Below are 23,913 nucleotides of genomic sequence, written 5' to 3'. Positions count from 1 at the left end.
GTCAATCCACTTATGGCGGTGCTCACATTAGACTCGTCGGTGTGAGTTCCAAGAAGACGGCGGGCCGCCCGCTGCGAAAGGACGCCGAGCGCAATCGGAAGCGCATCCTGGCAGCGGCCCGCGAGCTGTTTGCGGGCAAGGGCCTGGAGCCCAATCTCAACGATGTCGCGCACCATGCCGGGGTGGGAGTCGGAACGGTGTACCGGCGGTTCGCCACCAAGGAGGAGCTTCTCGAGGCGATTTTCGAAGACGGCGTCAATCAGCTCGCCGACTTGGCGGAAGCAGCTCTGCACCAACCTGACTCATGGTGCGGGCTGGTCTGGTACGTCGAGCAGATGTGTGCGATCACCGCGACCGACCGAGGTCTACGGGAGATCGCTTTCAGCAAGGCATACGGCGGCAATCGAGTGACGGCCGCCCAGGAGCGACTTGTTCCCGTGCTGAAAAGACTCGTCGAGCGCGCGCGAGCCGACGGTCGCCTGCGTCCGGACCTCTCCGATACGGACATGCCGATCTTCGGGCTCCTGGCCGGCACGGTCAGCGAGTTCGCCGGTCACATCGACGCCGAGCTGTGGCGCCGTTATGTGGCCATCCTTCTTGACGGAATGCGTTACCGCAGTGACCAATTGCCGCTACCGGTTGCCGCACTCGACGACGACGGCGTCGAAGCCGCGATGCGCACCTGGGAACCCGCAGGCCCCTGCTCCGCGACCAAGGTGGGCATTACAGCATCGCGTTGCTGATCTTGTCGCTGTCCTTGCCGATCGTCTTGCAGTAGGCGCTGACCGCCACCCGCGTCGCCGAAAGCTCCATGTTGGACGGCTCATTGCCGTGCTTGTCCTTGAGCATCTTGGACACTTCCGACCGCTGCTTCTCGTCGTCGTGGCTGTTGAACTCCTGGCAGGTGGTGTCACCGCCCTTGTTGATCACCTTGCTGACGGACGAGCACCCGCCGAGCACGAACGCCGCGACGGTGAGGACCGTGACTACGGCGAGACTGAATCGCTTCATCGGCTTCACAGCCGCGAGCCTACGTCAGCAATGCCTTCTTGAGTACCTTTCCCATTGCGTTGCGCGGCAACGCATCGACCACCCGCACCTCGCGCGGCCGCTTGTGCGCCGACAGCTGTTGGGCCACATACGCGATCAGCTCATCGGGTTGCGCCCCGCCGCCCGGGGAGGCGACCACGAAGGCGACGATGCGCTGGCCCAGGTCCTCGTCGGGCAGCCCGACGACGGCCACCTCGGCCACCGCGGGATGGCCGAGCAGGGCGGTCTCGATCTCGCCGGCCCCGACCCGGAAGCCCCCGGACTTGATCAGGTCGACCGATTCGCGGCCGACGATCCGGTGCATCCCGTCGGCGTCGATCACCGCGACATCCCCGGTCTGGTACCAGCCGTCGGCGTCGAACGCCGCCGCTGTCGCCTCCGGCAGGTTGAGGTACCCGTCGAACAGCGTCGGTCCGCGCACCAACAGCCGCCCGATGCTCTCTCCGTCGTGCGTGACCGCGCCGCCGTCCTCGCCGACGAGCCGGGTCTGCACGCCGCGCAGCGGCAGGCCCACCCAGCCGGGTCTGCGCTCACCGTCGACGCGGGTACTCAGCGTGATCAGCGATTCGGTACTGCCGTACCTTTCGATGGGAGCGTGCCCGGTGAGTGCGACGAGCCGATCGAACACCGGAACCGGAAGCGCCGCACTGCCCGACACCAGCAGCCGGGCCGGCCGCAGTGCCTCGGCGGCCCCCGAGTCGGCCACCACCCGCGACCACACCGTGGGCACCCCGAAATACAGTGAACCGCCGGCGGCTGCGTAGGACTGCGGGGTCGGCTTGCCGGTGTGCACGAACCTATTGCCGACCCGCAGCGATCCCAGCAGGCCCAACACCAGGCCGTGCACGTGATACAGCGGCAGGCCGTGCACCAGAACGTCGTCGGGACTCCACTGCCAGGCCTCGGCCAGGGCGTCGAGATCCGCGGCCAGCGCGCGCCGGCTCAGCTGCACGCCCTTGGGCGGCCCGGTGGTGCCGGAGGTGTAGATCACCAGTGCGGTGTCGTCTTCCGGCGGTTCAGCGAGGCTCGACGAAGGAGAGGCGACGCTGGAACCGCCGCATGAACCCGGCGGTTCAGCGAGGCTCGACGATCCGGCGCCGCGCCGCGCCGGAAAGTGCGGCAGGCCGGCGAGCTCGTCGGGCCGCTCCCCCAGCCACGCCTGCGCGCCCGAGTCACGCAGGATGTGCGCGCGTTCGGCGACGCCGACGTCGGCGGGCACCGGCACCACCGGCAGCCCGGCGAGCAGAGCGCCGGCGACCGCCAGCACGGTCGACGCCGTCGGGGTAGCCAGCACCGCGACCCGCACCACGCCGCCGAGGTCTTCGCGTACCGCGGCCGAGGCGGCCCGCAAGTCGGCCCGGCTAAGTACGGTGTCGTCGATGCGCACCGCATCGGCGATATCGTCGGTATCGGTGTCCAGCGAGGTCAGCAGCACCTGAGCGACGTTACCGGTTGGCTGCCCGGGTGGCCGCAGCCGATCGGGCGAGCAACTTTCACCCGCCGCCCCTGGTATCAATGAATTCGTTCCATTAAATTTGCGGACAACTGCTCACCGAGAGGTCTACCGATGCGCGACCAGTCCGGCCCGCGGCGCGGCGCCAATCGCAGTCAGCGGTTGCCACGAAACCAGCAGCGGGAACGGGTGCTGCGGCTGGTCGCCTGCGCCGCCGGCGCGGTGGACGCCACCGAGATCGCCGAGCAGATGGGCTTGCACGTCACCACGGTCCGCTTCCACCTCGACGCCCTGTGTGAGGACGGTTCTGTCGCGCGGACCCGGATCAAGCGGGACGGCGTCGGGCGCCCCCGGACCGGATACGTCGCCGTGCGCGACCGGTTGGACTACCGCAGCCTCGCCGAGATCCTCGCGATGGAGCTCGGCGACACCGCCGCCGAGCGCCGGCAGCGCGCCGAACGGGCCGGCCGACGCTGGGCCGGCCGGATCCTCGCCGAGAGCGCTTCCGCTGATCCGGCCGAGCCGAACGCGAGCGCTGCCGAGCCCGGCGTCGACGACTCCGCCGACCGGATCGCGCTGATCTTCGAGCGCATGGGCTTCGGACCCGAGATCACCGAGGCAGCCGACACAGGGGAGGGCCGGCGCGAGTGCGCGATCCGGCTGCACAGCTGCCCGGTCCGCGACTTGGCGCGGTCGCACCCGGAAGTCAGCTGCGCCATGCACCTGGGCCTGCTGCGCGGGCTGCTCATGGACGGAACCGATGGCGAAAAAGCTGCGTTGAGCGCGGAATTGGATCCGTTTGTCGAGCCTGAGCTGTGCATCGCCAAGGTGACCGCCCAGTAGCTGGGTACGCCGACCTCAGCCGGTGACGTCCTCCTTATGCCGGATGTGCAGCTCGTCGCGGAGCCGAGGCACCATGTGCGGGTAGTGCATTTCGAAAGCCGGGCGCTCCGATCGGATCCTGGGCAGCTCGGTGAAGTTGTGCCGCGGCGGCGGACAGCTGGTCGCCCACTCCAGCGAGTTGCCGTAGCCCCACGGATCATCCACCGTGACGACTTCGCCGAAGCGCCAACTGCGAAATACGTTCCACAGGAACGGCAGTACCGAAACGGCGAGGATGAACGCCCCGAGGGTGGAGACGATGTTGAACGGCTGGAAATCGTCGGTGGGCAGGTAGTCGGCGTAACGGCGCGGCATACCCATGTTGCCCAGCCAGTGCTGCACCAGAAATGTGGTGTGGAACCCGATGAACGTCAGCCAGAAGTGCAGCTTGCCCAGCCGCTCGTCGAGCAGCCGGCCGATCATCTTCGGGAACCAGAAATAGATGCCGGCGAACGTCGAGAACACGATGGTGCCGAACAGCACGTAGTGGAAATGCGCCACCACGAAATAGCTGTCGTGGACGTGGAAGTCCAGCGGCGGGCTGGCCAGCATCACCCCGGTCAGCCCGCCGGCCAAAAACGTCACCGCGAAGCCGAGCGAGAACAGCATCGGCGTCTCAAAAGTCAACTGGCCCTTCCACATCGTGCCGATCCAGTTGAAGAACTTGATACCGGTCGGCACTGCGATCATGAAGCTCATGGCTGCGAAGAACGGCAGCAGCACCGCGCCGGTGGCGAACATGTGATGCGCCCAGACCGCCGTGGACAGGCCCGCGATGCTCATCGTCGCGTACACCATCTGGGTGTAACCGAACATCGGCTTGCGGGAGAACACCGGGAAGATCTCGGTGACAATGCCGAAGAACGGCAGCGCGACGATGTACACCTCGGGGTGCCCGAAGTACCAGAACAGGTGCTGCCACAGCAGCGCTCCGCCGTTGGCCGCGTCAAAAAGGTGCCCGCCCAGGTGCCGGTCGACCGCCAAACCCAGCAGCGCCGCGGTCAGCAGCGGGAAAACGATCAGCACCATGATCGAGGTGATCAGGACATTCCAGGTGAAGATCGGCATCCGGAACATCGTCATCCCCGGGGCGCGCATGCAGACCACGGTGGTGATCATGTTCACCCCGCCCAGAATGGTGCCCAGCCCGGAGACCGCCAGGCCCATGATCCACAGGTCGGCTCCGGCGCCGGGGGCATGCGTCAACCCGCTCAGCGGGGTGTAGGCGGTCCAGCCGAAATCAGCCGCGCCGCCCGGCGTCAGGAACCCGGCGAGAACGATCAACCCACCGAACAGGAACAGCCAATAAGCCAAGGCGTTGAGCCGCGGGAACGCCACGTCCGGGGCGCCGATATGCAACGGCAGCACCAGATTGGCGAAACCGAAGACGATCGGCGTCGCGTAGAGCAGCAACATGATGGTGCCGTGCATGGTGAACAACTGGTTGTACTGCTCGTTGGACAGAAACTGCAGTCCCGGCGCAGCCAGCTCGGTGCGCATCAGCAACGCCATCAGGCCAGCGGTCAAAAAGAAGCTGAACGTGGTCACCATGTACAAGATGCCGATCAGCTTGTGGTCGGTGGTGGTGATGACCCGGTAGACCAAGGCCCCGCGCGGGCCGCTGCGGGGCGGGAACGGGCGCGCCGGTGACGGCGTCCTGCTCGGAACGCTCCCCACGCTCACGCGACGCCCCGGTTCGCCACGTCAGCCATCGGCCCGCCTCCCGCCGAAGTCCTAGCCCCGTCGGCAGCAAGCGTGCCGGCCAGACAAGCGGTTTATAACGGTCCATGCTACGTGAAATCGGTGCGCCGGTCAGGCGATCGCCCGCCCCGCAGAGGCGACGGCGATCTCGGCGGCCAGCCGCGCATTGGCCAGCACCAGTGCGACATTGGCCGCGACCGAGGCGCCCCGGGTGCCGCGGTGAAAATAAGCGAGCAGAAACGGCGTGACGTCCTTGCCGCGCACCCCCGCCGCATCGGCGGCGGCCAATCCGTCGGCGAGCACCCGATCATGCAGTGCCCGATCGAGTTCGGCCTCGGGGGCGATCGGGTTCGCCAGCACCAGCCCGTAGCCGTCGGTGCCCAGCCGGGCACGTGCCCGCAGCACCGCGGCGACCTGTTTCGGCGTGTCGACGCGCCAGTCCACCGGGTGACCGGATTCGGCCAAATAGAACGCGGGGAACCGGTCGGTGCGATAACCGATGACCCCGACCCCGAGCGTTTCCAACCGCTCGAGCGTCGCACCGATGTCCAGGATCGACTTGACGCCCGAACACACCACCAGCACCGGGGTGCGCGACAGCGTCGTCAGATCCGCGGACTCGTCCCAGCTTTCGCGTGCGCCGCGGTGCACACCGCCCAGCCCGCCGGTGGCGAACACCGGGATGCCCGCCGAGGCCGCCAGGTGCGCGGTCGCGGCGACCGTCGTCGCGCCGTCTCCGCCGGTGGCGCACAGCACCGCGATGTCGCGGACGCTGACCTTGACCGCCGTGCCCGCAGTGGCCAGATGGTGCAGCGCGCCGTCGTCGAGACCGACGTGCGGCTGGCCCCCGATGATCGCGATGGTGGCCGGCACGGCTCCGGCCGAGCGCACCGCGTTCTCGATCTCGCGGGCGATGCGCAGGTTCTCCGGGCGCGGCAGCCCATGGGTGATGATCGTGCTTTCCAGCGCCACCACGGCCCGACCGGCGGCCAGCGCATCGGCGACTTCGGGATGGACACGCACCGGTCCAGCCTATTGCGCCCGGCGAACACGTCGCACCCGCCGATCGCGTCGGACCATGCTGATACCGTCCGCGCCAGCGCAGCGAGAGGGGAAGGTGCCGTGGCCGAGCAGGGACGCAGATGGCGGGGCTACGCCGCGGTCGCGGTGGCCTTGTCGCTCCTCGCGCCGGCCGCTCCCCCGGCCGCCGACCCGGTTGCGGTCGGCGGCGACGCATCTCCCGTACTGGCCAAGCTCGACACGCTGCCGATCAAGGGCCGCGCACCCAAGACCGGCTACGAGCGCGCACTGTTCGGGCAGGCCTGGAGCGACGACGTGACGGTGCCCGAAGGCCACAACGGTTGCGACACTCGCAACGACATCCTGCGCCGTGATCTGGTCGACATCGAGATCAAGCCCGGCAGCAACGATTGCGTGGTGGCATCGGGGGTCCTGAACGATCCGTACACCGGCACCGCGATCGCCTTCCAGCGCGGCCGGGGAACCTCCCGGGCGGTGCAGATCGACCATGTGGTGGCGTTGTCGGATGCCTGGCAGAAGGGCGCTCAGCAGTGGGATGAGACCACCCGGCGCAACTTCGCCAATGATCCGCTGAACCTGCAGGCCACCAGCGGGCCGATCAACGAACAAAAGGGCGACGGCGATGCGGCAACGTGGTTGCCGCCCAACAAGTCCTACCGCTATACCTACGTCTCGCGGATCGTCGAGGTGAAGGCCGTCTACGGGCTGTGGGTCACCCAGGCCGAGCACGATGCGATCGCGCGGATTCTGAGCGCGGTATACGGTGCTCCGGACCAGCCGCCGCCCCCGGAACAGACACCTGAAGCCACACCCCCGGCCGAGCAGACCCAGACCGAACCGGTGCCGTTCGCCGGTCCGGTTGACGGGGCGCCCGCGTTCTTCCCGAACTGCGCTGCTGCCCGGGCCGCCGGCGCCGCCCCGATCCTGGCCGGGCAACCCGGCTACCGCTCCGGGTTGGACGGCGACGGCGACGGCATCGCCTGCGAATAGACCCCGCGACCGTCAGCCGGCGGAGAACGGGCGTGCCATCACCTTGTGCTGAAAGCCGTACCTGGGTCCGGATCCCCTGGCGCCGAGGCCGGCACCGGCCAACGGCATCCCACCCATCAGATTGCCGGAACCTTCCACATCGGGGCTGATGGCCGAGACGGTGCTGACCGGTATCGGCGCGACCGACGCCGCTGCGGGGCCGGCCGTCCAGCTAGCCGGTACCGACAAGCGCCCGGCCGCCGCGGCAGTGCCCAGCCCTGCGGCCACCGGGGCTGCGCCGCCGAGTTGGGCGCCCAGTCCGGCCGCCGGCAGCGCCGCCGGTAGCGCCCCGGCGGCTGCCTTGGCACCGTCACCGGCCGCCTTCGCCGCGGCGGTAGCCGGCGCCAGCGCCTTCGACAGGGAGACCGCGCTGTTGACCGCACCGGTAGAGAAGTGCGCGATCGCGATGCTGCTCTGCGTCGGAGCGATATAGGACGTCCACGGGGCCAGCAAATTGGCTACCGGACTTCCAGGTGTGTATTTCAGACCCACCATCGTGTAGAGATCGCCCAGCATGCTGTCCAGCGGCGACGTCGACGAGTCCGCCGCCCCGGCCGCCGACGAGGCAGGTGAGGCCAGGCTCGCCAGCGCGGACTGGAGCGCGGAGACCAGCTGCGCGTTCTGCGAGTCGTTCGTGGTGGTCGGATCCGGTGTGTGGAACGGTGCCACCTGCGACGCCGACGCCGACTCTCCCGCATACCCGTACATGGCGGCGGTGTCGCGCGCCCACATCTCGCCGTAATCCGCCTCGGTCATCGCGATCGCCGGGGTGTTCTGCCCCAGCACGTTCGTCGAGACCAGGGCAGACAACTGGTTGCGATTGGCATCGACAGCAGCCGGGTGCACCGTGGAGGCCAGCGCGGTCTCGTAGGCGGTAGCGGCCTGCCGCGCCCGGGCCGCGGCCTGCTCGGCTCGCGCAGCGGTCGCGTTCATCCAGTCCAGGTAGGGCGCAACCGCGTGCGCCATCGACGCCGACGCCGGCCCCAGCCAGTCCTGCCCCGTCAGACTGGTGACGATGGCCTCATAGCCGGCGGCAGCCGAGTTCAGCTCGGCGGCCAGCCTGCTCCACACCGACGCGGCGGCCACCAACGGTGAGGAGCCGGCGCCGGCATACATGCGGGCGGAGTTGACCTCCGGAGGCAATGACCCGAAATCCATTGCTGCGGACTAACTCGCCACCGCAGCGTTGACCGCTTCGGTCACCGCGTACGACTCAGAACTGCTGGCCAGGGTCCGGACGAACGCCTCGTGGATCGCCGCGGCCTGTGCGCTGACCTCTTGGTAGGCGTGTGCATGCGCGGCGAACAACGCTGCGGTCAAAGCCGATACCTCGTCAGCGGCCGCCGGCGGCAAGACAGTGGTCGGGCCTGCGGCGGCTGCGTTCTGCGCGGCCACTACCGCGCCGATACCCTGCAAGCCGCTGGCGGCAGCCGCCAATGCTTCCGGTTGGGTGTTGACGAACGACATCTGCTCACTCCTAATCGTTTTCCGCGCCACCGCAGTTCGGGCGCCTGGCTACTTGGCAGACTATTTGGATCCGGAGCTGGTGTCGCCGGCCGACTCTGCCGACGTGAGACCCCGCCCGTGCGCCACACCCCGTTCAACGAACGTTCACGAAACCATCCTGATCACTGCAAACACATCGCATGGGGTGCCGGAATTTGTACCGTGCGACTAGCCGGTCAGAGAAATAATCCCAACGCGGGTAATACCTTTGGGCGCAGCCGGGCACGCGCGGCCGACTAGCCGCCGGCCGGGTGGTGCGTTAGCACGTTGTAGCGGAAGCCGTATCGGTTGACATAGCCCTCGCTGCGCCGGGGCGCGCCGGCGCTCATCGGCATCCCCCGCAGCAGGCCCTTGGGCTGGTTCTCGACGGAGCCGGACGCAGGAACAGCGTGCGGCGCCAATGCCTCTGGACTAGTCGGCGGCGCGGCGCCGGCCCAGCTGGGAGGCACCGATAACTTGCCGATGGTTCCGGCTCGGCCGAACCCGGCCGAGGGCGCCCCGGCCGACCATCGTGCACCGGCTGCCGCGGGAAGCGCCGGGGCGATCGGCGGAGCAACGGGCGGCGCTGCGGCCGGCGCCGGCGGCACAAGCCCTTTCATGATATTGAGGATGTTGGTCGGCGTGGAGGCGAGCCGCTGAACCACCTGTTCGCTGCTGGTGAAGCTCTTCAGGATCTGCGGCAGATTCGCCTTGAGCTCGTCCCATGTCGATGGTTGCGACGGCGACGAGGAAAGTTTCTCCAACACTTCGCGGATCGCGCTGACCAGATCTGTCGTGGCCCGGTGCTGGGCAGCGGAACCGACGGCTTGTGCGAGCGCTTCCTGTTGGCGTTCTTGCCCGCCCGCAACGGTGGTCTGCGGTGGTGTTTCGAATGGTGTCACCATCGAGGCGACCCGGGACGCTCCTGCGTAGCCATACATCACGGCGGCGTCCTGCGCCCACATCTCGGCGTACTGCGCCTCGGTGGCCGCGATCGCCGAGCTGTTCTGCCCGAGCAGATTCGTGGCGACCAGAAGGCTCAGCAGGCTGCGGTTGGCTGCGACCTGTCCCGGGGGAACCGTTGCCGTATAGGCGATTTCATAGGCCGCGACGACCGAACGGGCATACCCAGACGCTTGTTCAGCCTGGGTGGCGGTCGCACTCATCCAGGCCACGTAGGGCCCGACCGCGGTGAGCATCGCTATCGCCGAGGGCCCCCGCCAGGAGGCGTCGACGATCTGGGAGACCAGCGACTGGTAGAGCTCCGCTGCCGAATGCAGTTCCTCGGCAAGGGCGCCCCAAGCTGATGCGGCACCTACCAACGGTGCCGACCCGGCGCCGCAATACATCCGTGCCGAATTGATCTCAGGCGGCAACGCTCCGAAGTCCATCACCACAAACTCCTCACCTCGTCGCTGGACACCGAACCCGCGTCGCCACCTGGGATCATCGGTTTCGGTGAGGCTATTACGGCGGGTCCGTATTCCCGCAGGCGGCAGAGGTATGGGTCGCACCGAACACGGACAGCTTCGACTGGAAACGACGTGGCAGCACAGCCCTTTCCAGTCGCAGTGCGCAGATAGAATCTCGCGGCCGATAAATTCGCGGGTGCGCGGAAAAGACCTAGCGGTCCGATCCCAGCCGGGCTGCCGCCGCGGCGATCCGTTCGTCGGTGGCGGTCAGCGCCACTCGGACGTGCTCGGCGCCGGCCGGCCCGTAGAACTCCCCCGGCGCCACCAGGATGCCGCGTTCGGCCAACCACCCGACGGTGCGCCGGCACGCCTCGCCGCGAGTAGCCCACAAATACAACCCGCCCTGCGACAGGTCGACGGTGAATCCGGCCGCGCGCATCGCCGGCAGCAGCATCGCGCGACGGCGCGCGTAGCGGTCGCGCTGCTCGCGTTCGTGCGCGTCATCGTCGAGGGCGGCGACCATCGCCGCCTGCACCGGGGTCGGCACCATCATCCCGGCGTGCTTGCGCACCGCGAGCAGTTCGGCCACCACGGCGGCGTCGCCGGCGACGAAGCCGGCCCGGTAACCGGCCAGCGAGGAGGTCTTCGACAGCGAGTGCACGGCCAGCAGGCCGCGGTGGTCGCCGTCGCACACCTGCGGGTGCAGCACCGACAGCGGGTCGGCGTCCCAGCCGAGCCCCAGATAGCACTCGTCGGAGACCAGCAGCACCCGGTTCTCGCGGGCCCAGCCGACCAGGGCGCGCAGTTCCTCGGCGGCCAGGATGGCCCCGGTGGGGTTGCTGGGTGAATTCAGATACACCAGGGCCGGGGACGCTTTGTCGAGGCGGTCCGGCGCGTCACTGCGCACCCACGGCGCCCCGGCCAGCCGGGCTCCCACCTCGTAGGTCGGGTAGGCCAATTCGGGGACGACCACCACGTCGTCACCGCCCAGGCCCAGCAGGGTCGGCAACCAGGCGATGAGCTCTTTGGTGCCGATGACCGGCAGCACCGCCGACTCCGCGAGACCGGTGATCCCGTAGCGGCGCTCAAGTGCTGAGACCGCCGAGGTCCGCAGCCGCGGCGTGCCGGCGGTGGTCGGATATCCCGGCGCCGAAGAAGCCGCCGCGAGCGCGTCGCGGATGACCGGAGCGACGGGATCGACCGGGGTGCCCACCGACAGGTCGACGATGCCGTCGGGATGGGCCTTGGCCAGCGCCGTCACCTCGGCCAATGTGTCCCACGGGAACGTCGGCAGCGCGGCTGACCTGCCGCCGGGCACGGGGCTCACGGGGCTGCGGCCAAACACGGCGGGTTCATCGGTTCCTGATATTAACCGCGTGGCCACGGTGACCGGCACCTCCCGCTTGCTATGTGCACAGTTGCAGTGCAACTAGTTGCATAGGCACGCCCGGCGTGCCTATGCTCACGCTCGTGGCTCTTCCCCACGCGATCCTGGTGTCGCTGCGCGAGCAGGCCGGCTCCGGTTATGAGCTCGCCAACCGGTTCGACCGCTCGATCGGGTACTTCTGGAGCGCCACCCACCAGCAGATCTACCGCACCTTGCGCACCATGGAAGCCGACGGCTGGGTGCTCGCCACCGAGGTGAGCCAGCGCGGCCGTCCGGACAAGAAGGTCTACACGGTCGCCGACGCGGGCCGGGCCGAGTTGGCCCGCTGGATCGCCGCACCGCTGGCCGGTCGCCGGAATGCGGTGGTCGACGCGCCGCTGCGCGACCTCGCCGTGAAGGTGCGAGCCGCCTGTTACGGCGACGCCGCGGCGGTAGCCGCCCAGGCCGCCACACTGCGCGTCGAACGCGCCGAGCGACTGGACCTGTACCGGGAGTTGGAGAAACGCCAATTCCCGGACCCGGGCGCGCTGACCGGAGCAGCGCTGCATCAGTACCTGGTGCTGCGCGGCGGGATTCGGGCCGAGGAAAGCGCCATCGACTGGCTCGACGAGGTTAGGGCGGCACTGTGACAGCTCCGTACCCGATCCTGTTGTCCCCCTTGGATTTGGGGTTCACCACCCTGGCCAACCGGGTGGTGATGGGTTCGATGCACACCGGCCTGGAGGACCGCTCCTCCGACATCGGCAAACTGGCCGCGTACTTCGCCGAGCGGGCCCGCGGCGGCGTGGGGCTGATCATCACCGGCGGATACGCGCCGAACCGGACGGGGTGGCTGCTGCCGTTCGCCTCGGCGATGACCACCCCGGCCGACGCCCGCCGCCACCGCCGCGTCACCGAAGCGGTGCACGAGGCGGGCGGCAAGATCCTGCTTCAAGTCCTGCACGCGGGACGCTATGCCTACCACCCGTTTTCGGTCAGCGCGTCGGCGATCAAGGCCCCGATCAACCCGTTCCGGCCACGCGCGCTCTCCTCGCGGGGGGTCGAATCGACCATCGCCGACTTCGTCCGGGCGGCCGAACTGGCCCGCGAGGCCGGCTACGACGGTGTCGAGATCATGGGCAGCGAAGGCTATCTGCTGAACCAGTTCCTGGCGCCGCGCACCAACAAGCGCACCGACCGCTACGGCGGCACCGCGGCCAACCGGCGCAGATTCCCGGTGCAGATCGTGGCCCGCACCCGTGCGGCGGTGGGACCGGATTTCATCATCTGTTACCGGATGTCGATGGCCGACTACGTGGAAGAGGGCCAGAGCTGGGACGAAGTCCTCGCGCTGGCGACCGAGGTCGAGGAGGCCGGCGCCACCCTGATCAACTCCGGCTTCGGCTGGCACGAGGCCCGGGTGCCGACCATCGTGACGTCGGTGCCCAACAGCGCATTCGTCGACGTCTCCCACGCGGTCGCCGAGCACGTCAGCATCCCGGTGGTGGCATCCAACCGGATCAACATGCCGCAGGCGGGCGAGCAGATCCTCGCCGAGACGTCGGTGCAGCTGATCTCGATGGCCCGCCCGATGCTGGCCGATCCGGACTGGGTGCGCAAGGCCGCCGCCGGCCGGGCCGACGAGATCAACACCTGCATCGCCTGCAACCAGGCCTGTTTGGACCATGCCTTTGTGCACAAGAAGGTCTCGTGTCTGGTCAATCCCCGGGCCGGCCACGAGACGACGCTGGTGCTCAGCCCGACGCGGCGTCGTCGGCGCATCGCGGTGGTGGGCGCCGGGCCGGCCGGGCTGTCGGCGGCGGTGAGCGCCGCCGAACGGGGCCATCAGGTGACGCTGTTCGAGGCGAACGAGTTCATCGGGGGCCAATTCGACCTCGCCAAGCGGATTCCCGGCAAAGAGGAATTCGCCGGGACCATTCGCTACTACACCGCGATGCTGGACAAGTACGCGGTGACGGTGCGGTTGGGCCGCCGGGCACATGTCGACGAATTGACCGGCTTCGACGAGGTGATCCTGGCTACCGGAGTGCGGCCCCGGATCCCGCAGATCCCCGGCATCGAGCATCCGATGGTGCTGTCCTACGCCGAAGCGATCACCGGCCGCCCGGTGGGCGCTTCGGTGGCGGTGGTCGGCGCCGGCGGGATCGGCTTCGATGTCAGCGAATTCCTGGTGGTGGAGAACCCGGAGTCCTCCCCGACGCTGAACCTCAAAGAGTGGAAGGCCGAGTGGGGTGCCGCCGACCCGTGGGATGCCCGGGGAGCGCTGGTGGCCCCGGACCCGTTGCCGCCGGCTCGGCAGGTGTACCTGTTGGCCCGCACCGCGGGAACCCAAGGCCGCAAGCTGGGCAAGACCAGTGGCTGGGTGCACCGGGCGTCGCTGAAAGCCAAAGGCGTCCAACAGCTCTCCGGGGTGAACTACGAGCGGATCGACGATGACGGGCTGCACATCAGCTACGGGCCGAACAAGTCACACCCGCAGCTGCTGGCGGTGGACAACGTGGTGGTCTGCGCCGGCCAGGAACCGGTGCGCGATCTGGAGGACGGGCTGCGCGAACGCGGGCTGCGCCCGCACGTGATCGGCGGGGCGGCGCTGGCGACGGAGCTGGACGCCAAGCGCGCGATCAAGCAGGGCACCGAACTGGCCGCCCGCCTGTAGCGCCGTACTTGCGCGAGTGTGCGTGTCCCCGGCCGACACGCCGAGCAGATTCCCGGAACTACGCACGCTCGCAAGCGGGAGATGCCCCAGCTCGCAGGGGAAGTCATCGGCCGAAAAGGCCCACCGTGCGGGCGACCGCCATCGTCACGTCCGCAATGGTCGCGGTCGACTCCGGCACCGGTGTCGTCGGCGTCAACCCCGCCGCCTCGCGCAGCGCATACACCTGGAAGCGGTAGTGGTGCACCCCGGTGCCCGCGGGTGGGCACGGACCGAGATACTCCGCCTTGCGGTCGGAATTCAGGCTGACCACCGCGCCGCCGGGCAATACGCCGTCGACGATCTCCGTGGTGGTCGGCGGTATGCCGGTCACCACCCAATGCACATAGAGCCCCGCCGGCGCGTCCGGGTCATCGACCACCACCGCCAGCGAATCGGCGCCCGGCGGCACGTGCTGCCAACGCAGCGGCGGGGGCACGTTGCGGCCGTGGCAGGAGAATTCGGCGGGGACTTCGGCATTGTCAGTGAACGCCGGGCTGGTCACGGCGAAGCCGGCGGCAGCGCGGTTATCCCCCGACTCGACCTTTGCACCGCCGCACCCGATCAAGCCGAAAATCGCCGCCAGGAGGGCCGGCGCCAATTTCGCTGCGAGTCTGTTCGGCATGGCGAGCGTGCGTCGATCCCGGCTGTCAGCCCGGTGTGTCGACCGGGGACGCGCACTCTCGCGCCGGAATGGGCGCGTAGTCGGTGGTGCGCTGGCGGGCCGGGCGGTCGATGCCCTCGGCGATCCCGACCAGCTCGGCGATGGTCTTGGCCGACCCGTGTTCGGAGCCGGCCATCCGGGAGATGGTCTCCTCCATCAAGGTGCCGCCCAGATCGTTGGCCCCGCCGCGCAGCATCACCTGGGTGCGCTCCACGCCCAGCTTGACCCAGCTGGTCTGGATATTGGGGATCCGGCCGTGCAGCATGATGCGCGCCAGCGCGTGCACCGCGCGATTGTCGCGGTGGCTGGGGCCCGGGCGCGCTCCGCCGGCCAGATACAGCGGCGAACTCTGGTGCACGAACGGCAGCGGCACGAACTCGGTGAAACCGCCGGTGCGGTCCTGGATGTCGCGCAGCACCCGGAAGTGTCCGATCCAGTGCCGCGGGGAATCAATGTGGCCGTACATCATCGTCGAGCTGGACCGCAGTCCGACCTCGTGCGCGGTGGTGACCACCTCGACCCACGTCGAGGTCGGCAGCTTGCCCTTGGTCAGCACCCAGCGGATCTCGTCATCGAGGATCTCCGCGGCGGTGCCCGGGATGCTGCCGAGCCCCGCTTCGCGCAGGCTGATCAGCCACTCGCGAATGCTCAAGCCGCTCTTGGACACTCCGTTGGTGATCTCCATCGGAGAGAAGGCGTGCACGTGCATCGACGGCACCCGCTCCTTGACCGCCCGCACCAGATCGGCATAACCGGTGACCGGCAGCTCCGGGTCGATCCCGCCCTGCATGCAGACCTCGGTGGCGCCGGCCAGATGCGCCTCGTAGGCGCGTTCGCCGACCTCTGCGTTGGACAGCGAAAACGCGTCGGCATCGCCTTTGCGTTGGGCGAACGCGCAGAACCGGCAGCCGACGTAACAGACATTGGTGAAGTTGATGTTGCGGTTGACCACATAGGTCACGTCGTCGCCGACGGCCTCGCGCCGCAGCGAATCCGCCAGCGCGGCAACCGCGTCCAGCGCCGGGCCGTCCGCAGTGGCCAGGGCCAGATACTCGGCATCGCTGCAGCCGGCCGGGTCACGCTCGGCTGAGCGCAGCGCGGCCAGCACGTCGGTGTCGACGCGTTCGGGCGCGCGGGCGGCCAGTTCGTGAATCTGTTCGCGAATCGACTCCCAATCCCCGAAGGCACTACCGAGATCACTGCGGGTCTCGGTGGCCCGCCCGTCGACATCGATCGCGGTGTGCAGGTCTATCCGGCCGGCGGACTGCACGTCGTCGGGCTCTTGCCACGCGATCCCGACCGGGTTGACCTCGCGCGCCCATCCGGTGGCCGGGTCGGCCAGCGCGGCGACATGCGGGCGCACCCGCGGGTCGATCCACGCCGCACCGGCCTGCACGTAATCGGGTTGGGCGGTCAGCCGCTGCACCAGGTCGTAACCGGCCCGCTCGGTGACCGCGGCCAACTCGTCCAGCGCCGGCCAGGGCCGCTCCGGGTTCACGTGATCCGGGGTCAGCGGCGACACCCCGCCCCAGTCGTCGACGCCGGCGCCGATCAGCGCCAGACACTCGTCGGCCGAGACCAGGTTGGGCGGCGCCTGCACCCGCATCTTGGGGCCCAGCACCAGCCGGGTCGCGGCCACCGTGGCCAGGAAATCGTCGAAGCCCGCGTCGGGCGTCGACGCCATCGCGGTGTGCTCCTTGGCGCGGAAGTTCTGCACGATCACTTCCTGGATGTGCCCGAATTCCTTGTGCACCTTGCGGATCGCGTGCAGGGTGTCGGCACGTTCGGCCAGTGTCTCGCCGATGCCGACCAGCAGGCCGGTGGTGAACGGGATCGAGAGTCGGCCCGCGTCGGTCAGCGTGCGCAGCCGCACCGCCGGGTCCTTGTCCGGGCTGCCGTAATGCGCCAGCCCCTTGGTCTCGAACAGCCGCCTCGAGCTGGTCTCCAGCATCATGCCCATCGACGGCGCCACCGGCTTGAGCCGCGACATCTCCGACCAGCTCATCACCCCGGGGTTCAGGTGCGGCAGCAGACCGGTCTCCTCCAGCACCCGGATCGCCATCGCCCGCACATAGGCCAGCGTGCTGTCGTAGCCCCGCTCGTCGAGCCATTGGCGCGCTTCGGGCCAGCGCTCCTCGGGCCGGTCGCCCAGGGTGAACAGTGCCTCCTTGCACCCCAATTCGGCGCCGCGGCGAGCGATCTCGAGGATCTCGTCGGGCCCCAGGTACATCTGCTTGCCTTGGGCTCGCAGCACCCCGGGCACGGTCACAAACGTGCAGTAATGGCAGGTGTCCCGACACAGGTGCGTGACGGGGATGAACACCTTGCGCGAATAACTGACCGGCAGCCGACCGCCCGGCCCGCGCCGGCCGCCGGACACCAGACCGGCGTCGCGTACCCGGGCCGCGCTCGCACACAGGTCGGCCAGGTCGGAACCGCGCGCACTCATCGCGATGGCGGTCTCCTCGACATTGAGAAGTACGCCGTCGCGGGCCCGCCGCAGGACACGCCGCAGCGCCGACGGGTTCGTCATCCGCGTTCCACCCGCATCCGGAATCTCGCGCATGCCATACGCGTCACAGTAGCCGCCGCGCCGGCCGGCCCGACGGGCGCAGGTCGCGCCCGCCCGTCCCTCAGGGCTCGCCCGCCGGCCGAGCGGGCGACTGCGCCTGGCGGCGCCGCCATAGCAGCCACCCGGGCGGTGCGCTGCCCAGCACGATCATCAGCAACACGCCGTATGCCATCACGCCGCGGTCGGCGAAGATCAGGTCGTCGCCCGGGCCGCCGAATGTCATCACCGCGATCGCCACCAGCCAGGCCCACAGCGGCAGCGCGGCCAACCGCAGCGAGGACGTGCAGCGCAGAGCCAGCCACACCAAACCGGCATTGACCAGGCCGCCGACCACGGCGCTGAGCGGAAATGGGACGGCGCCGATGTGCGCGGGCAGCAACAGAGCGCTGGCCACGGCGCAGAGCACGCCGTCGACGGCCAGCAGGGTCAGTACCGGGTAGTCGACTGCCCGCCCCGGCGTAGCGGTATTCATCGCGGGCTCGGTGAGCGGCGCGACCGGGCTCAAGTGGGGATGCTGTCCAGCTGGCTGACCATCGAACCGACCATCCACTGGAAGCTGTCCAGCCACCACTGCCAGTGCTCCAAGTTCGGGTCCAGATCGGGATCCATGCCTACGCCTTCAGCTCTACGTCAGGGACTTGATCAGCAGAGCTTACCCCCTGCCCGGCGGCGCCGGGCTCAAGTCCGGCCAGCAGATCGGTTTCCCACCCCCGTGCGTCACGCGGACCGGCGTTGCCGGCGGCCAGCACGTAGTACTCGCTGTCCAGAATGGGCTGAGCCACGTTGTTGGACAACGCAAACGCCCGGCCGGTGGGACCCACGACGACCTGGGTGGCATGCGCCGCCATGGCCGCCACCTTGGCCGCGCGGCACTCGGCGGCCTCGATGACCGCGTCGATCCGTTCGTCGGGAAACTCACCCACCGCATCGCCCTCTCCCGGCAGCGTCCAGTGCGGCAACCGGTCGGCGTCCTGCAGCGCCCGCCGGGCGGCCCGCGATGCACTGGCGGCGGTCACCGTCCAGTAGAACTTCGGGGTGGTCCAGCCCTGGCCGGCTGCGTCGTCTGCCGCGGCCGCCACCGCTGCGGTGGTGACGCGGTGGGTGTGCACATGGTCGGGATGGCCGTAGCCGCCGTGCGGGTCATAGCTCACCACCACGTGCGGACGCAGCCGCCGGATGACTGCCGTCAGCGCCGCGACGGTCTCGGCGGCATCGGCGTCGGTGAACCGCTGCTGTCGCCGGGCGGGCGTGCCCTCCATTCCGGAATCGCGCCACCGGCCGGCGCCGCCGAGAAACTGCGGCGGACCGACACCCAGTGCCTGCAGCGCGGCGGCGAGCTCGCCGATCCGATAGCCGCCGAGCTGATCGGCGTGATCGACCGCCAGCTGCGCCCAGCGGTCCCCGATGACCTCGCCCTCTTCGCCGAGCGTGCAGGTCACGACGTGCACGTCGGCGCCGCGGGCGGCGTAGTGAGCGATCGTTGCCCCGGTGGTCAGCGTCTCGTCGTCGGGATGGGCGTGCACGAACAACAGTCGTGGGGTCCGATCTGACATCGGCCGAACCCTATCGCCCGAATCAGAAGATGCCCAGGATGAAGCTCGCCAGGTAGTTGGGGATGTCGAGGTCGGTCAGCAGCAACGCGAGGTTGTCGTGCAGAACCGCCGAGACCGTGTCCGGGCTGAAGGAAGCCAGCAGGGCATCCCAGTCGGCTCCGAACGCGGCGCTGCCCGGATCGAAACCGCCGAACAAGCTGTTCTGCAGGTCGGCCCCGCTGAGGTCGATGCCGAGCAGACTGTTCAGCGCCTGTTCGTTCTGGGCGACGATCGAGTTGTTGGCAAGGAAGATGAAGTGGGCGATCTCGCTGGCTGCGCTGTCGTCGGGAATCTGTCCGACGACACTCAGTTGCGCCTCCATCAGGGCGTTGTTGAACGCCAATTCGGCGCTGGCAATCCCGCTGAGCAACGATTGGTAGGCCACCGGCAGGCCCTGCATCAGGGCGTACATGCCGGTCGTCAGGCTTGCCACCGCGGCGTTGGCGGCCTGCTCGCTGCCGCCGCTGAAGCCTGCCACCGAAGGACCGGCAACGCCACCGAAATCGACGACTGACGGCACGACGCTGAGCACGCTTTGCGGGTCCGGGGTTCCGCCCACGCCGAGCAGTTCGCTCAACTCCTTCTCGATGTCGCCGATGTCGACCGGCGACCCGGTGCCGAGTTCGTTCTCGCCATTGCCGAACAGCAGATCGCCCAGCGTGACCTGCTGTGACTCCAGGTCACCCGGACCTGGGAAAGCGATACGCGCGTGGCTCTCGGCCACTTCAAGGCCAGGGTTGACATCCACGTTCGCCGCCGCCGAGTTGGCCAGGTCGAAGGCGCGAATCTGCACGTCAGGCAGTGACTGCGTGGCCGGAGTCAGAGCCGCGACCAGTCCACCGACGGCGAGCGTTGCAGCTGCCACGGTGGCGCAGCGGTGAGCGAGGTGTTCCATCAACCGTCCCCTCCACTTGTCGGCGGCAAGTTGCTTAATAATAGCCAAGGATTATCTGTGCGCAAGACGCAGACGGGTTCGATTTCGGCTCGGACGACGGCTCCCCTTCCCCACGACGAACCTCCCGGCCTTGCGACCTTAACTCCGCCGACCGGCCGTCCGGGATACCCGCGGGTCATCTCTCAGCGAACCGGAAGCTTTTGCTTCGGCTACTCTCCTGCGGACCCGCCCCTAAGGCCGCTTAAGCCAGATTCCGGCGTCTCCGACGATGCCCACCGGCACCGACCCGGACAGGCTGACGTTCGCCACACTGGGCCCGACGGCCACGATCGTGGTGTCCTGCAGGATCGGCAGCACGGTCGCCATGTTCCACAGCCGTGGTTCGACGGCCGCGATCACCTCGCTGATGGGCTTGCTGCCGTCGAGGGCCGCATCGATCTCGGCCTGGATGCCGTGGTCGCAGACCCCGGTGATGTTCGACGGCGCCTGCACCAGCGCCGGGGAGCCGTCGGGACGCGGCGGCACCGTCGACGTCGGCGTGCGCGCCTCCGCCGCGGGTGAGGGCGACGGCGGGACCGGAGCCGCAGACGGGGCCGGGCCACCGGACGTCGGCACGGTGGTGGCCTCCAGCGCGATACAGCCATACCGCGACGCCAGCAGTGTCGCCAGATCGCCGCCAGCCTGCTGCCAGCCGACGATGGCGTCGACCTGATGTGTCACCAGCGCCTCGCGGTAGAGCTTCACCGAGTCCAGCGGCAGCACGGTGGCCGCGATGCCCACGTTGCGCAGTTGGTCGGCGGCGGTGTTGGCCACGGCCACCGAGGTCGGGTCGTTGGCCGCCACCCCGATGACGAGTGACAGCTGTTCGCCGTCCTGGCTGATTCGGCCGCGAGTGATCTCCGGCGGGTGCGGCAGGGTGGGCTCGGCGCCCGCCGGTGGTACCAGCGCGGAGGGCGGAGCATCCTTCTCGACCTGGTAGCCGGCCGCCTGTAGCAGCGCGAGCGCCGCCGAGCCGGACATGGCCGGCGGGGCGGTCGGCACGTAGCCGGGGTCGCTGGGCGTGCGGATCTGGGCCTGGGCCAGGGTGACGGTGTTGTCGCTGCCGGCACCCACCGTGGCCAGCAGGCCGACATCGAGAAGCCCCAGCAGCGCCCGGCGGACCCGCACGTCGGCCAGCTTGGGTTGCCCGGCCCGCAGCGCCAACTGCATCACCCGCGGTGCGACCACCCGGGCGGTCTGCACCCCCGGGATCACCGACAGCTGGGCGAAGGCGGCTGAGCCGCCGTGGACCTGGGCCACTTGGGTGTCACCGTTGCGGATCGAGTCGGCCAGGGCGGCCGGCGACCCGGCGCGGCGGAACAGCATCAGGTCCGGTTTGGCCGGGGGGCCCCAGTAGCGGTCGTTGCGGGCGAGCAGGATCGCGTCGCGCTGCGGATCGATGTTCTCGACCCGGAACTGGCCGCCGGTGACCGGCAGCGCCCGGGCCAGCCCGGCCGGGAAACCGCCGGGCACATCTTTGACGATGTGCGCGGGCAGGATGTTGCTGAACAGCTCGCGCCAGGCCGGATACGGCTTGGCGAAGGTGACCACCACCCGCTTGCCGCCGTCGACGGAGTGCACCCCGGTGATCAGGTCATACCCCGCCGGGTCGACGACGCCGGGCTGGCTGACCATCTGCTGCCACAGGTACCAGAAGTCGTCGGCCGCGATGGGCGCGTTGTCGGTCCAGGACGCCTCGGGCCGGATCCGGTAGGTCACGGTGAAGGGCGCATCATCGGTCACCGTGGCCGACACCAGCAGCGTCGGATCCATCTCCCAGCGGGAACCGGTCGGCGTGCCGGGATCCGGGATCGGCCGGAAGGCGCTGGGCAACACCAGGGCGCTGATGGCTGCGGTGACCGCCGACAGGTCGGAGCGCAGGTGCGGGTTGAAGCCGGCGCCGATCGAGTCGATGCCCATGATGATCTGGCTGACGCGCCGCGGCGGGGGCGGGGCGCTTTTCGGGGTCTCGGTGCTCTGCGGCGCCGGTGGCGGATTGACCGTGCACGCCTGGCTCAACACCAGCAGCATCGCCGAAACCAGGGCGCCCGCCGTCACAGGAAGGCGGCGGAGGGGTTTCGGCACGGCCACCAGGGTATCGGGACGGCCCAAATCTAGAGGTTCTTGGCCCGGGCGCGGCTGCGCGCCCGCAGCGTCGAATCCAGCTCGACTTTGCGCACCCGCACTACCTCGGGGGTGACCTCGACGCATTCGTCGGCGGCGCAGAACTCCATCGCCTGCTCCAGCTCCATTTCGATCGGCCGGGCCAGGGTCTCCATCACATCCGCGGTGGAGGATCGCATGTTGGTCAGCTTCTTCTCTTTGGTGACGTTGATGTCGAGGTCCTCGGCGCGAGGGTTGATCCCGACCACCATGCCCTGGTAGGTTTCCTGGCCCGGTTCGACGAAGAACTGTCCCCGGTCGGCCAACTGGATCAGCGCGAAGGGCGTGATGGACCCGGCCCGGTCGCTCACCAGCGAGCCGGTGTGCCGGGCGCGGATCTCGCCGGCCCACGGCTGATAGCCGTCGAAGACCGCGTTGGCGATACCCGTCCCCCGGGTCTCGGTGAGGAAGTCGGTGCGCCAGCCGATCAGGCCGCGGCTGGGGATGATGAACTCCATTCGCACCCAACCGGTGGTGTGGTTGGCCATCTCGGTCATCCGGCCTTTGCGCGCGGCGGCGAGCTGGGTGATGGCACCGACATACTCCTCCGGGCAGTCGACGGTCAGGTGCTCGAACGGCTCGTGCACCTTGCCGTCGATCTTGCGGGTGACCACCTGCGGTTTGCCGACGGTCAGCTCGAAGCCCTCCCGGCGCATCTGCTCGACGAGGATGGCCAGCGCCAGCTCGCCACGGCCCTGCACCTCCCAGGCGTCCGGGCGCCCGACGTCGACCACCCGCACCGAGACGTTGCCGATCAGCTCGGTGTCCAGCCGGCTCTTCACCATGCGCGCGGTCAGCTTGTGGCCCGAGACCTTTCCGGCCAGCGGGGAGGTGTTGGTGCCGATCGTCACCGAGATCGCCGGCTCGTCGACGGTGATGCGCGGCAACGGGACCGGGTCGATGGGGTCTGCCAAGGTATCGCCGATCATGATGTCGCCGATGCCGGCGACGGCGACGATGTCACCGGCGACCGCCTCCTCGGTCGGGGTGCGTTCGACCCCCTCGGTGACCAGCAGCTCGGTGATCTTCGCCGTCGTGGTGACCGGCTCGCCGTCGACCTCGCGCATCCAGGCGACCTGCTGGCCCTTGCGGATCCGGCCGTTGTAGACCCGGATCAGCGCGAGTCGGCCCAAAAAGGCCGACGCGTCGAGGTTGGTGACCAGCGCCTGCAGCGGCGCGTCCGGGTCGCCCGAGGGCGGCGGTACGTGCTCGAGCAGCACCTCGAACAGCGGGTCGAGGTTCTCCCCATCGGGAACGCAGCCGTCGGCGGGTGCGGTGGTGCTGGCCACCCCGGCGCGGCCGGAGGCATACAGCGTCGGCAGCCCCAGCGCGTGCTCGGCGGCGGCCTGCGCCGCGTCGTCGAGGTCGCTGGCCACATCGAGCAGCAGATCGTGGCTGGCCTCGACCACCTCGGCGATCCGGGCGTCGGGCCGGTCGGTCTTGTTGACCACCAGAATCACCGGCAGATGCGCGGCCAGCGCCTTGCGCAGCACGAACCGGGTCTGCGGCAGCGGTCCTTCGGACGCGTCGACCAGCAGCACCACCCCGTCGACCATGGAAAGCCCGCGCTCCACCTCGCCGCCGAAGTCGGCGTGGCCCGGGGTGTCGATCACGTTGATGACGGTGACGGTTCCGTCGGCGTGGTGGCGGTGCACGGCGGTGTTCTTGGCCAGGATCGTGATGCCCTTTTCGCGCTCCAGGTCACCGGAGTCCATCACCCGGTCGGCGGCCTCTCCCCGTTCCTGCAGGGCGCCGGACTGGCGGAGCATGGCGTCGACCAGAGTCGTCTTGCCGTGGTCTACGTGCGCGACGATGGCGACGTTACGAAAGTTCACCGGGCGATTCTGCCAGCGCAC

20 protein-coding genes are annotated in these 23,913 nt (G+C 69.1%); 5 read left to right on the top strand and 15 right to left on the bottom strand.

Annotated elements, in window-relative coordinates; all coding sequences use genetic code 11:
- Positions 1 to 41: 41 nt before the first annotated feature.
- Positions 42 to 743 carry a TetR/AcrR family transcriptional regulator gene (locus tag A5771_RS07320; protein WP_064854546.1) on the top strand — a complete coding sequence of 234 codons (702 nt, stop codon included), beginning with the start codon at positions 42 to 44 and terminating at the stop codon, positions 741 to 743.
- On the opposite strand, the gene A5771_RS07315 is transcribed toward A5771_RS07320, so the two are convergent.
- Both A5771_RS07315 and A5771_RS07310 read right to left on the bottom strand, forming a co-directional pair.
- Positions 724 to 1,011: a hypothetical protein gene (locus A5771_RS07315; protein ID WP_064854610.1), complete on the bottom strand. Its 288-nt coding sequence runs from the start codon at positions 1,009 to 1,011 to the stop codon at positions 724 to 726. The genes A5771_RS07320 and A5771_RS07315 overlap by 20 nt on opposite strands.
- A 19-nt stretch (positions 1,012 to 1,030) precedes the next feature.
- Positions 1,031 to 2,485 carry an acyl-CoA synthetase gene (locus A5771_RS07310; RefSeq protein ID WP_064854545.1) on the bottom strand — a complete coding sequence of 485 codons (1,455 nt, stop codon included), beginning with the start codon at positions 2,483 to 2,485 and terminating at the stop codon, positions 1,031 to 1,033.
- Between the two features lie 132 nt (positions 2,486 to 2,617).
- Here A5771_RS07310 and A5771_RS07305 point away from each other — a divergent pair, with 132 nt between their 5' ends.
- Positions 2,618 to 3,346, top strand: a complete 729-nt coding sequence (locus A5771_RS07305; RefSeq protein WP_064854544.1) for a helix-turn-helix transcriptional regulator — start codon at positions 2,618 to 2,620, stop codon at positions 3,344 to 3,346.
- A 15-nt stretch (positions 3,347 to 3,361) separates the two neighbouring features.
- Here the strand turns inward: A5771_RS07305 and ctaD are convergent, their stop codons facing one another.
- Both ctaD and A5771_RS07295 read right to left on the bottom strand, forming a co-directional pair.
- Entirely contained in the window at positions 3,362 to 5,068 is a 1,707-nt protein-coding gene (gene ctaD / locus A5771_RS07300) for an aa3-type cytochrome oxidase subunit I (protein ID WP_082947101.1), read from the bottom strand.
- Positions 5,069 to 5,197: 129 nt separating this feature from the next.
- The gene (locus A5771_RS07295; RefSeq protein WP_064854543.1) at positions 5,198 to 6,109 is read right to left on the bottom strand and encodes a pseudouridine-5'-phosphate glycosidase; all 912 of its coding nucleotides are present in this window, start codon (positions 6,107 to 6,109) and stop codon (positions 5,198 to 5,200) included.
- 99 nt (positions 6,110 to 6,208) lie between these two features.
- On the opposite strand from A5771_RS07295, the gene A5771_RS07290 reads away from it, so the two are divergent.
- Positions 6,209 to 7,117 carry a GmrSD restriction endonuclease domain-containing protein gene (locus tag A5771_RS07290; RefSeq protein ID WP_082947100.1) on the top strand — a complete coding sequence of 303 codons (909 nt, stop codon included), beginning with the start codon at positions 6,209 to 6,211 and terminating at the stop codon, positions 7,115 to 7,117.
- Positions 7,118 to 7,129: 12 nt separating this feature from the next.
- On the opposite strand, the gene A5771_RS07285 is transcribed toward A5771_RS07290, so the two are convergent.
- From A5771_RS07285 to dapC, 4 genes are all read right to left on the bottom strand, one after another.
- Entirely contained in the window at positions 7,130 to 8,314 is a 1,185-nt protein-coding gene (locus A5771_RS07285; protein WP_064854542.1) for a PPE family protein, read from the bottom strand.
- Positions 8,315 to 8,323: 9 nt separating this feature from the next.
- A complete protein-coding gene (locus tag A5771_RS07280) occupies positions 8,324 to 8,623 on the bottom strand; it encodes a PE family protein (RefSeq protein WP_064854541.1) in 300 nt (99 codons plus the stop codon).
- A gap of 275 nt (positions 8,624 to 8,898) precedes the next feature.
- The gene (locus tag A5771_RS07275; RefSeq protein WP_064854540.1) at positions 8,899 to 10,032 is read right to left on the bottom strand and encodes a PPE family protein; all 1,134 of its coding nucleotides are present in this window, start codon (positions 10,030 to 10,032) and stop codon (positions 8,899 to 8,901) included.
- Positions 10,033 to 10,264: 232 nt separating this feature from the next.
- Positions 10,265 to 11,371, bottom strand: a complete 1,107-nt coding sequence (gene dapC, locus A5771_RS07270) for a succinyldiaminopimelate transaminase (protein WP_064854539.1) — start codon at positions 11,369 to 11,371, stop codon at positions 10,265 to 10,267.
- Positions 11,372 to 11,523: 152 nt separating this feature from the next.
- Between dapC and A5771_RS07265 the strand changes: the two genes are divergently transcribed.
- The gene (locus tag A5771_RS07265; protein WP_064854607.1) at positions 11,524 to 12,069 is read left to right on the top strand and encodes a PadR family transcriptional regulator; all 546 of its coding nucleotides are present in this window, start codon (positions 11,524 to 11,526) and stop codon (positions 12,067 to 12,069) included.
- Positions 12,066 to 14,096, top strand: a complete 2,031-nt coding sequence (locus A5771_RS07260; protein WP_064854538.1) for an NADPH-dependent 2,4-dienoyl-CoA reductase — start codon at positions 12,066 to 12,068, stop codon at positions 14,094 to 14,096. Before A5771_RS07265 ends, A5771_RS07260 begins: the two co-directional genes overlap by 4 nt.
- Before the next feature lie 103 nt (positions 14,097 to 14,199).
- Here A5771_RS07260 and A5771_RS07255 read toward each other — a convergent pair whose 3' ends face one another.
- The 7 genes from A5771_RS07255 to typA all read right to left on the bottom strand — a co-directional run bounded on the left by A5771_RS07255 (position 14,200) and on the right by typA (position 23,892).
- Positions 14,200 to 14,733, bottom strand: a complete 534-nt coding sequence (locus A5771_RS07255) for a YbhB/YbcL family Raf kinase inhibitor-like protein (protein WP_234782987.1) — start codon at positions 14,731 to 14,733, stop codon at positions 14,200 to 14,202.
- Positions 14,734 to 14,782: 49 nt separating this feature from the next.
- Positions 14,783 to 17,362, bottom strand: coding sequence for a bifunctional FO biosynthesis protein CofGH (locus tag A5771_RS07250; protein ID WP_207545402.1), 2,580 nt, complete (start codon positions 17,360 to 17,362; stop codon positions 14,783 to 14,785).
- Positions 17,363 to 17,429: 67 nt separating this feature from the next.
- Positions 17,430 to 17,840, bottom strand: coding sequence for a hypothetical protein (locus A5771_RS07245; RefSeq protein ID WP_064854605.1), 411 nt, complete (start codon positions 17,838 to 17,840; stop codon positions 17,430 to 17,432).
- A gap of 139 nt (positions 17,841 to 17,979) precedes the next feature.
- The gene (gene mshB, locus A5771_RS07240; protein ID WP_064854536.1) at positions 17,980 to 18,921 is read right to left on the bottom strand and encodes an N-acetyl-1-D-myo-inositol-2-amino-2-deoxy-alpha-D-glucopyranoside deacetylase; all 942 of its coding nucleotides are present in this window, start codon (positions 18,919 to 18,921) and stop codon (positions 17,980 to 17,982) included.
- Between the two features lie 22 nt (positions 18,922 to 18,943).
- Positions 18,944 to 19,855 (bottom strand): hypothetical protein, encoded by a 912-nt coding sequence (locus tag A5771_RS07235; protein WP_234782986.1) that lies wholly within the window; start codon positions 19,853 to 19,855, stop codon positions 18,944 to 18,946.
- A gap of 231 nt (positions 19,856 to 20,086) precedes the next feature.
- Positions 20,087 to 21,985, bottom strand: a complete 1,899-nt coding sequence (locus A5771_RS07230) for an ABC transporter family substrate-binding protein (RefSeq protein ID WP_064854535.1) — start codon at positions 21,983 to 21,985, stop codon at positions 20,087 to 20,089.
- 23 nt (positions 21,986 to 22,008) lie between these two features.
- On the bottom strand, positions 22,009 to 23,892 hold the full coding sequence (typA, locus tag A5771_RS07225; protein ID WP_064854534.1) for a translational GTPase TypA: 1,884 nt from the start codon (positions 23,890 to 23,892) through the stop codon (positions 22,009 to 22,011).
- Positions 23,893 to 23,913: the final 21 nt, after the last annotated feature.

It is taken from the genome of Mycolicibacter sinensis (assembly GCF_001667375.1).
Lineage (GTDB): Bacteria > Actinomycetota > Actinomycetes > Mycobacteriales > Mycobacteriaceae > Mycobacterium > Mycobacterium sinense_A.
Note: the sequence above shows the minus strand (reverse complement) of the source record. Positions and strands in the feature narration are given on the sequence as shown.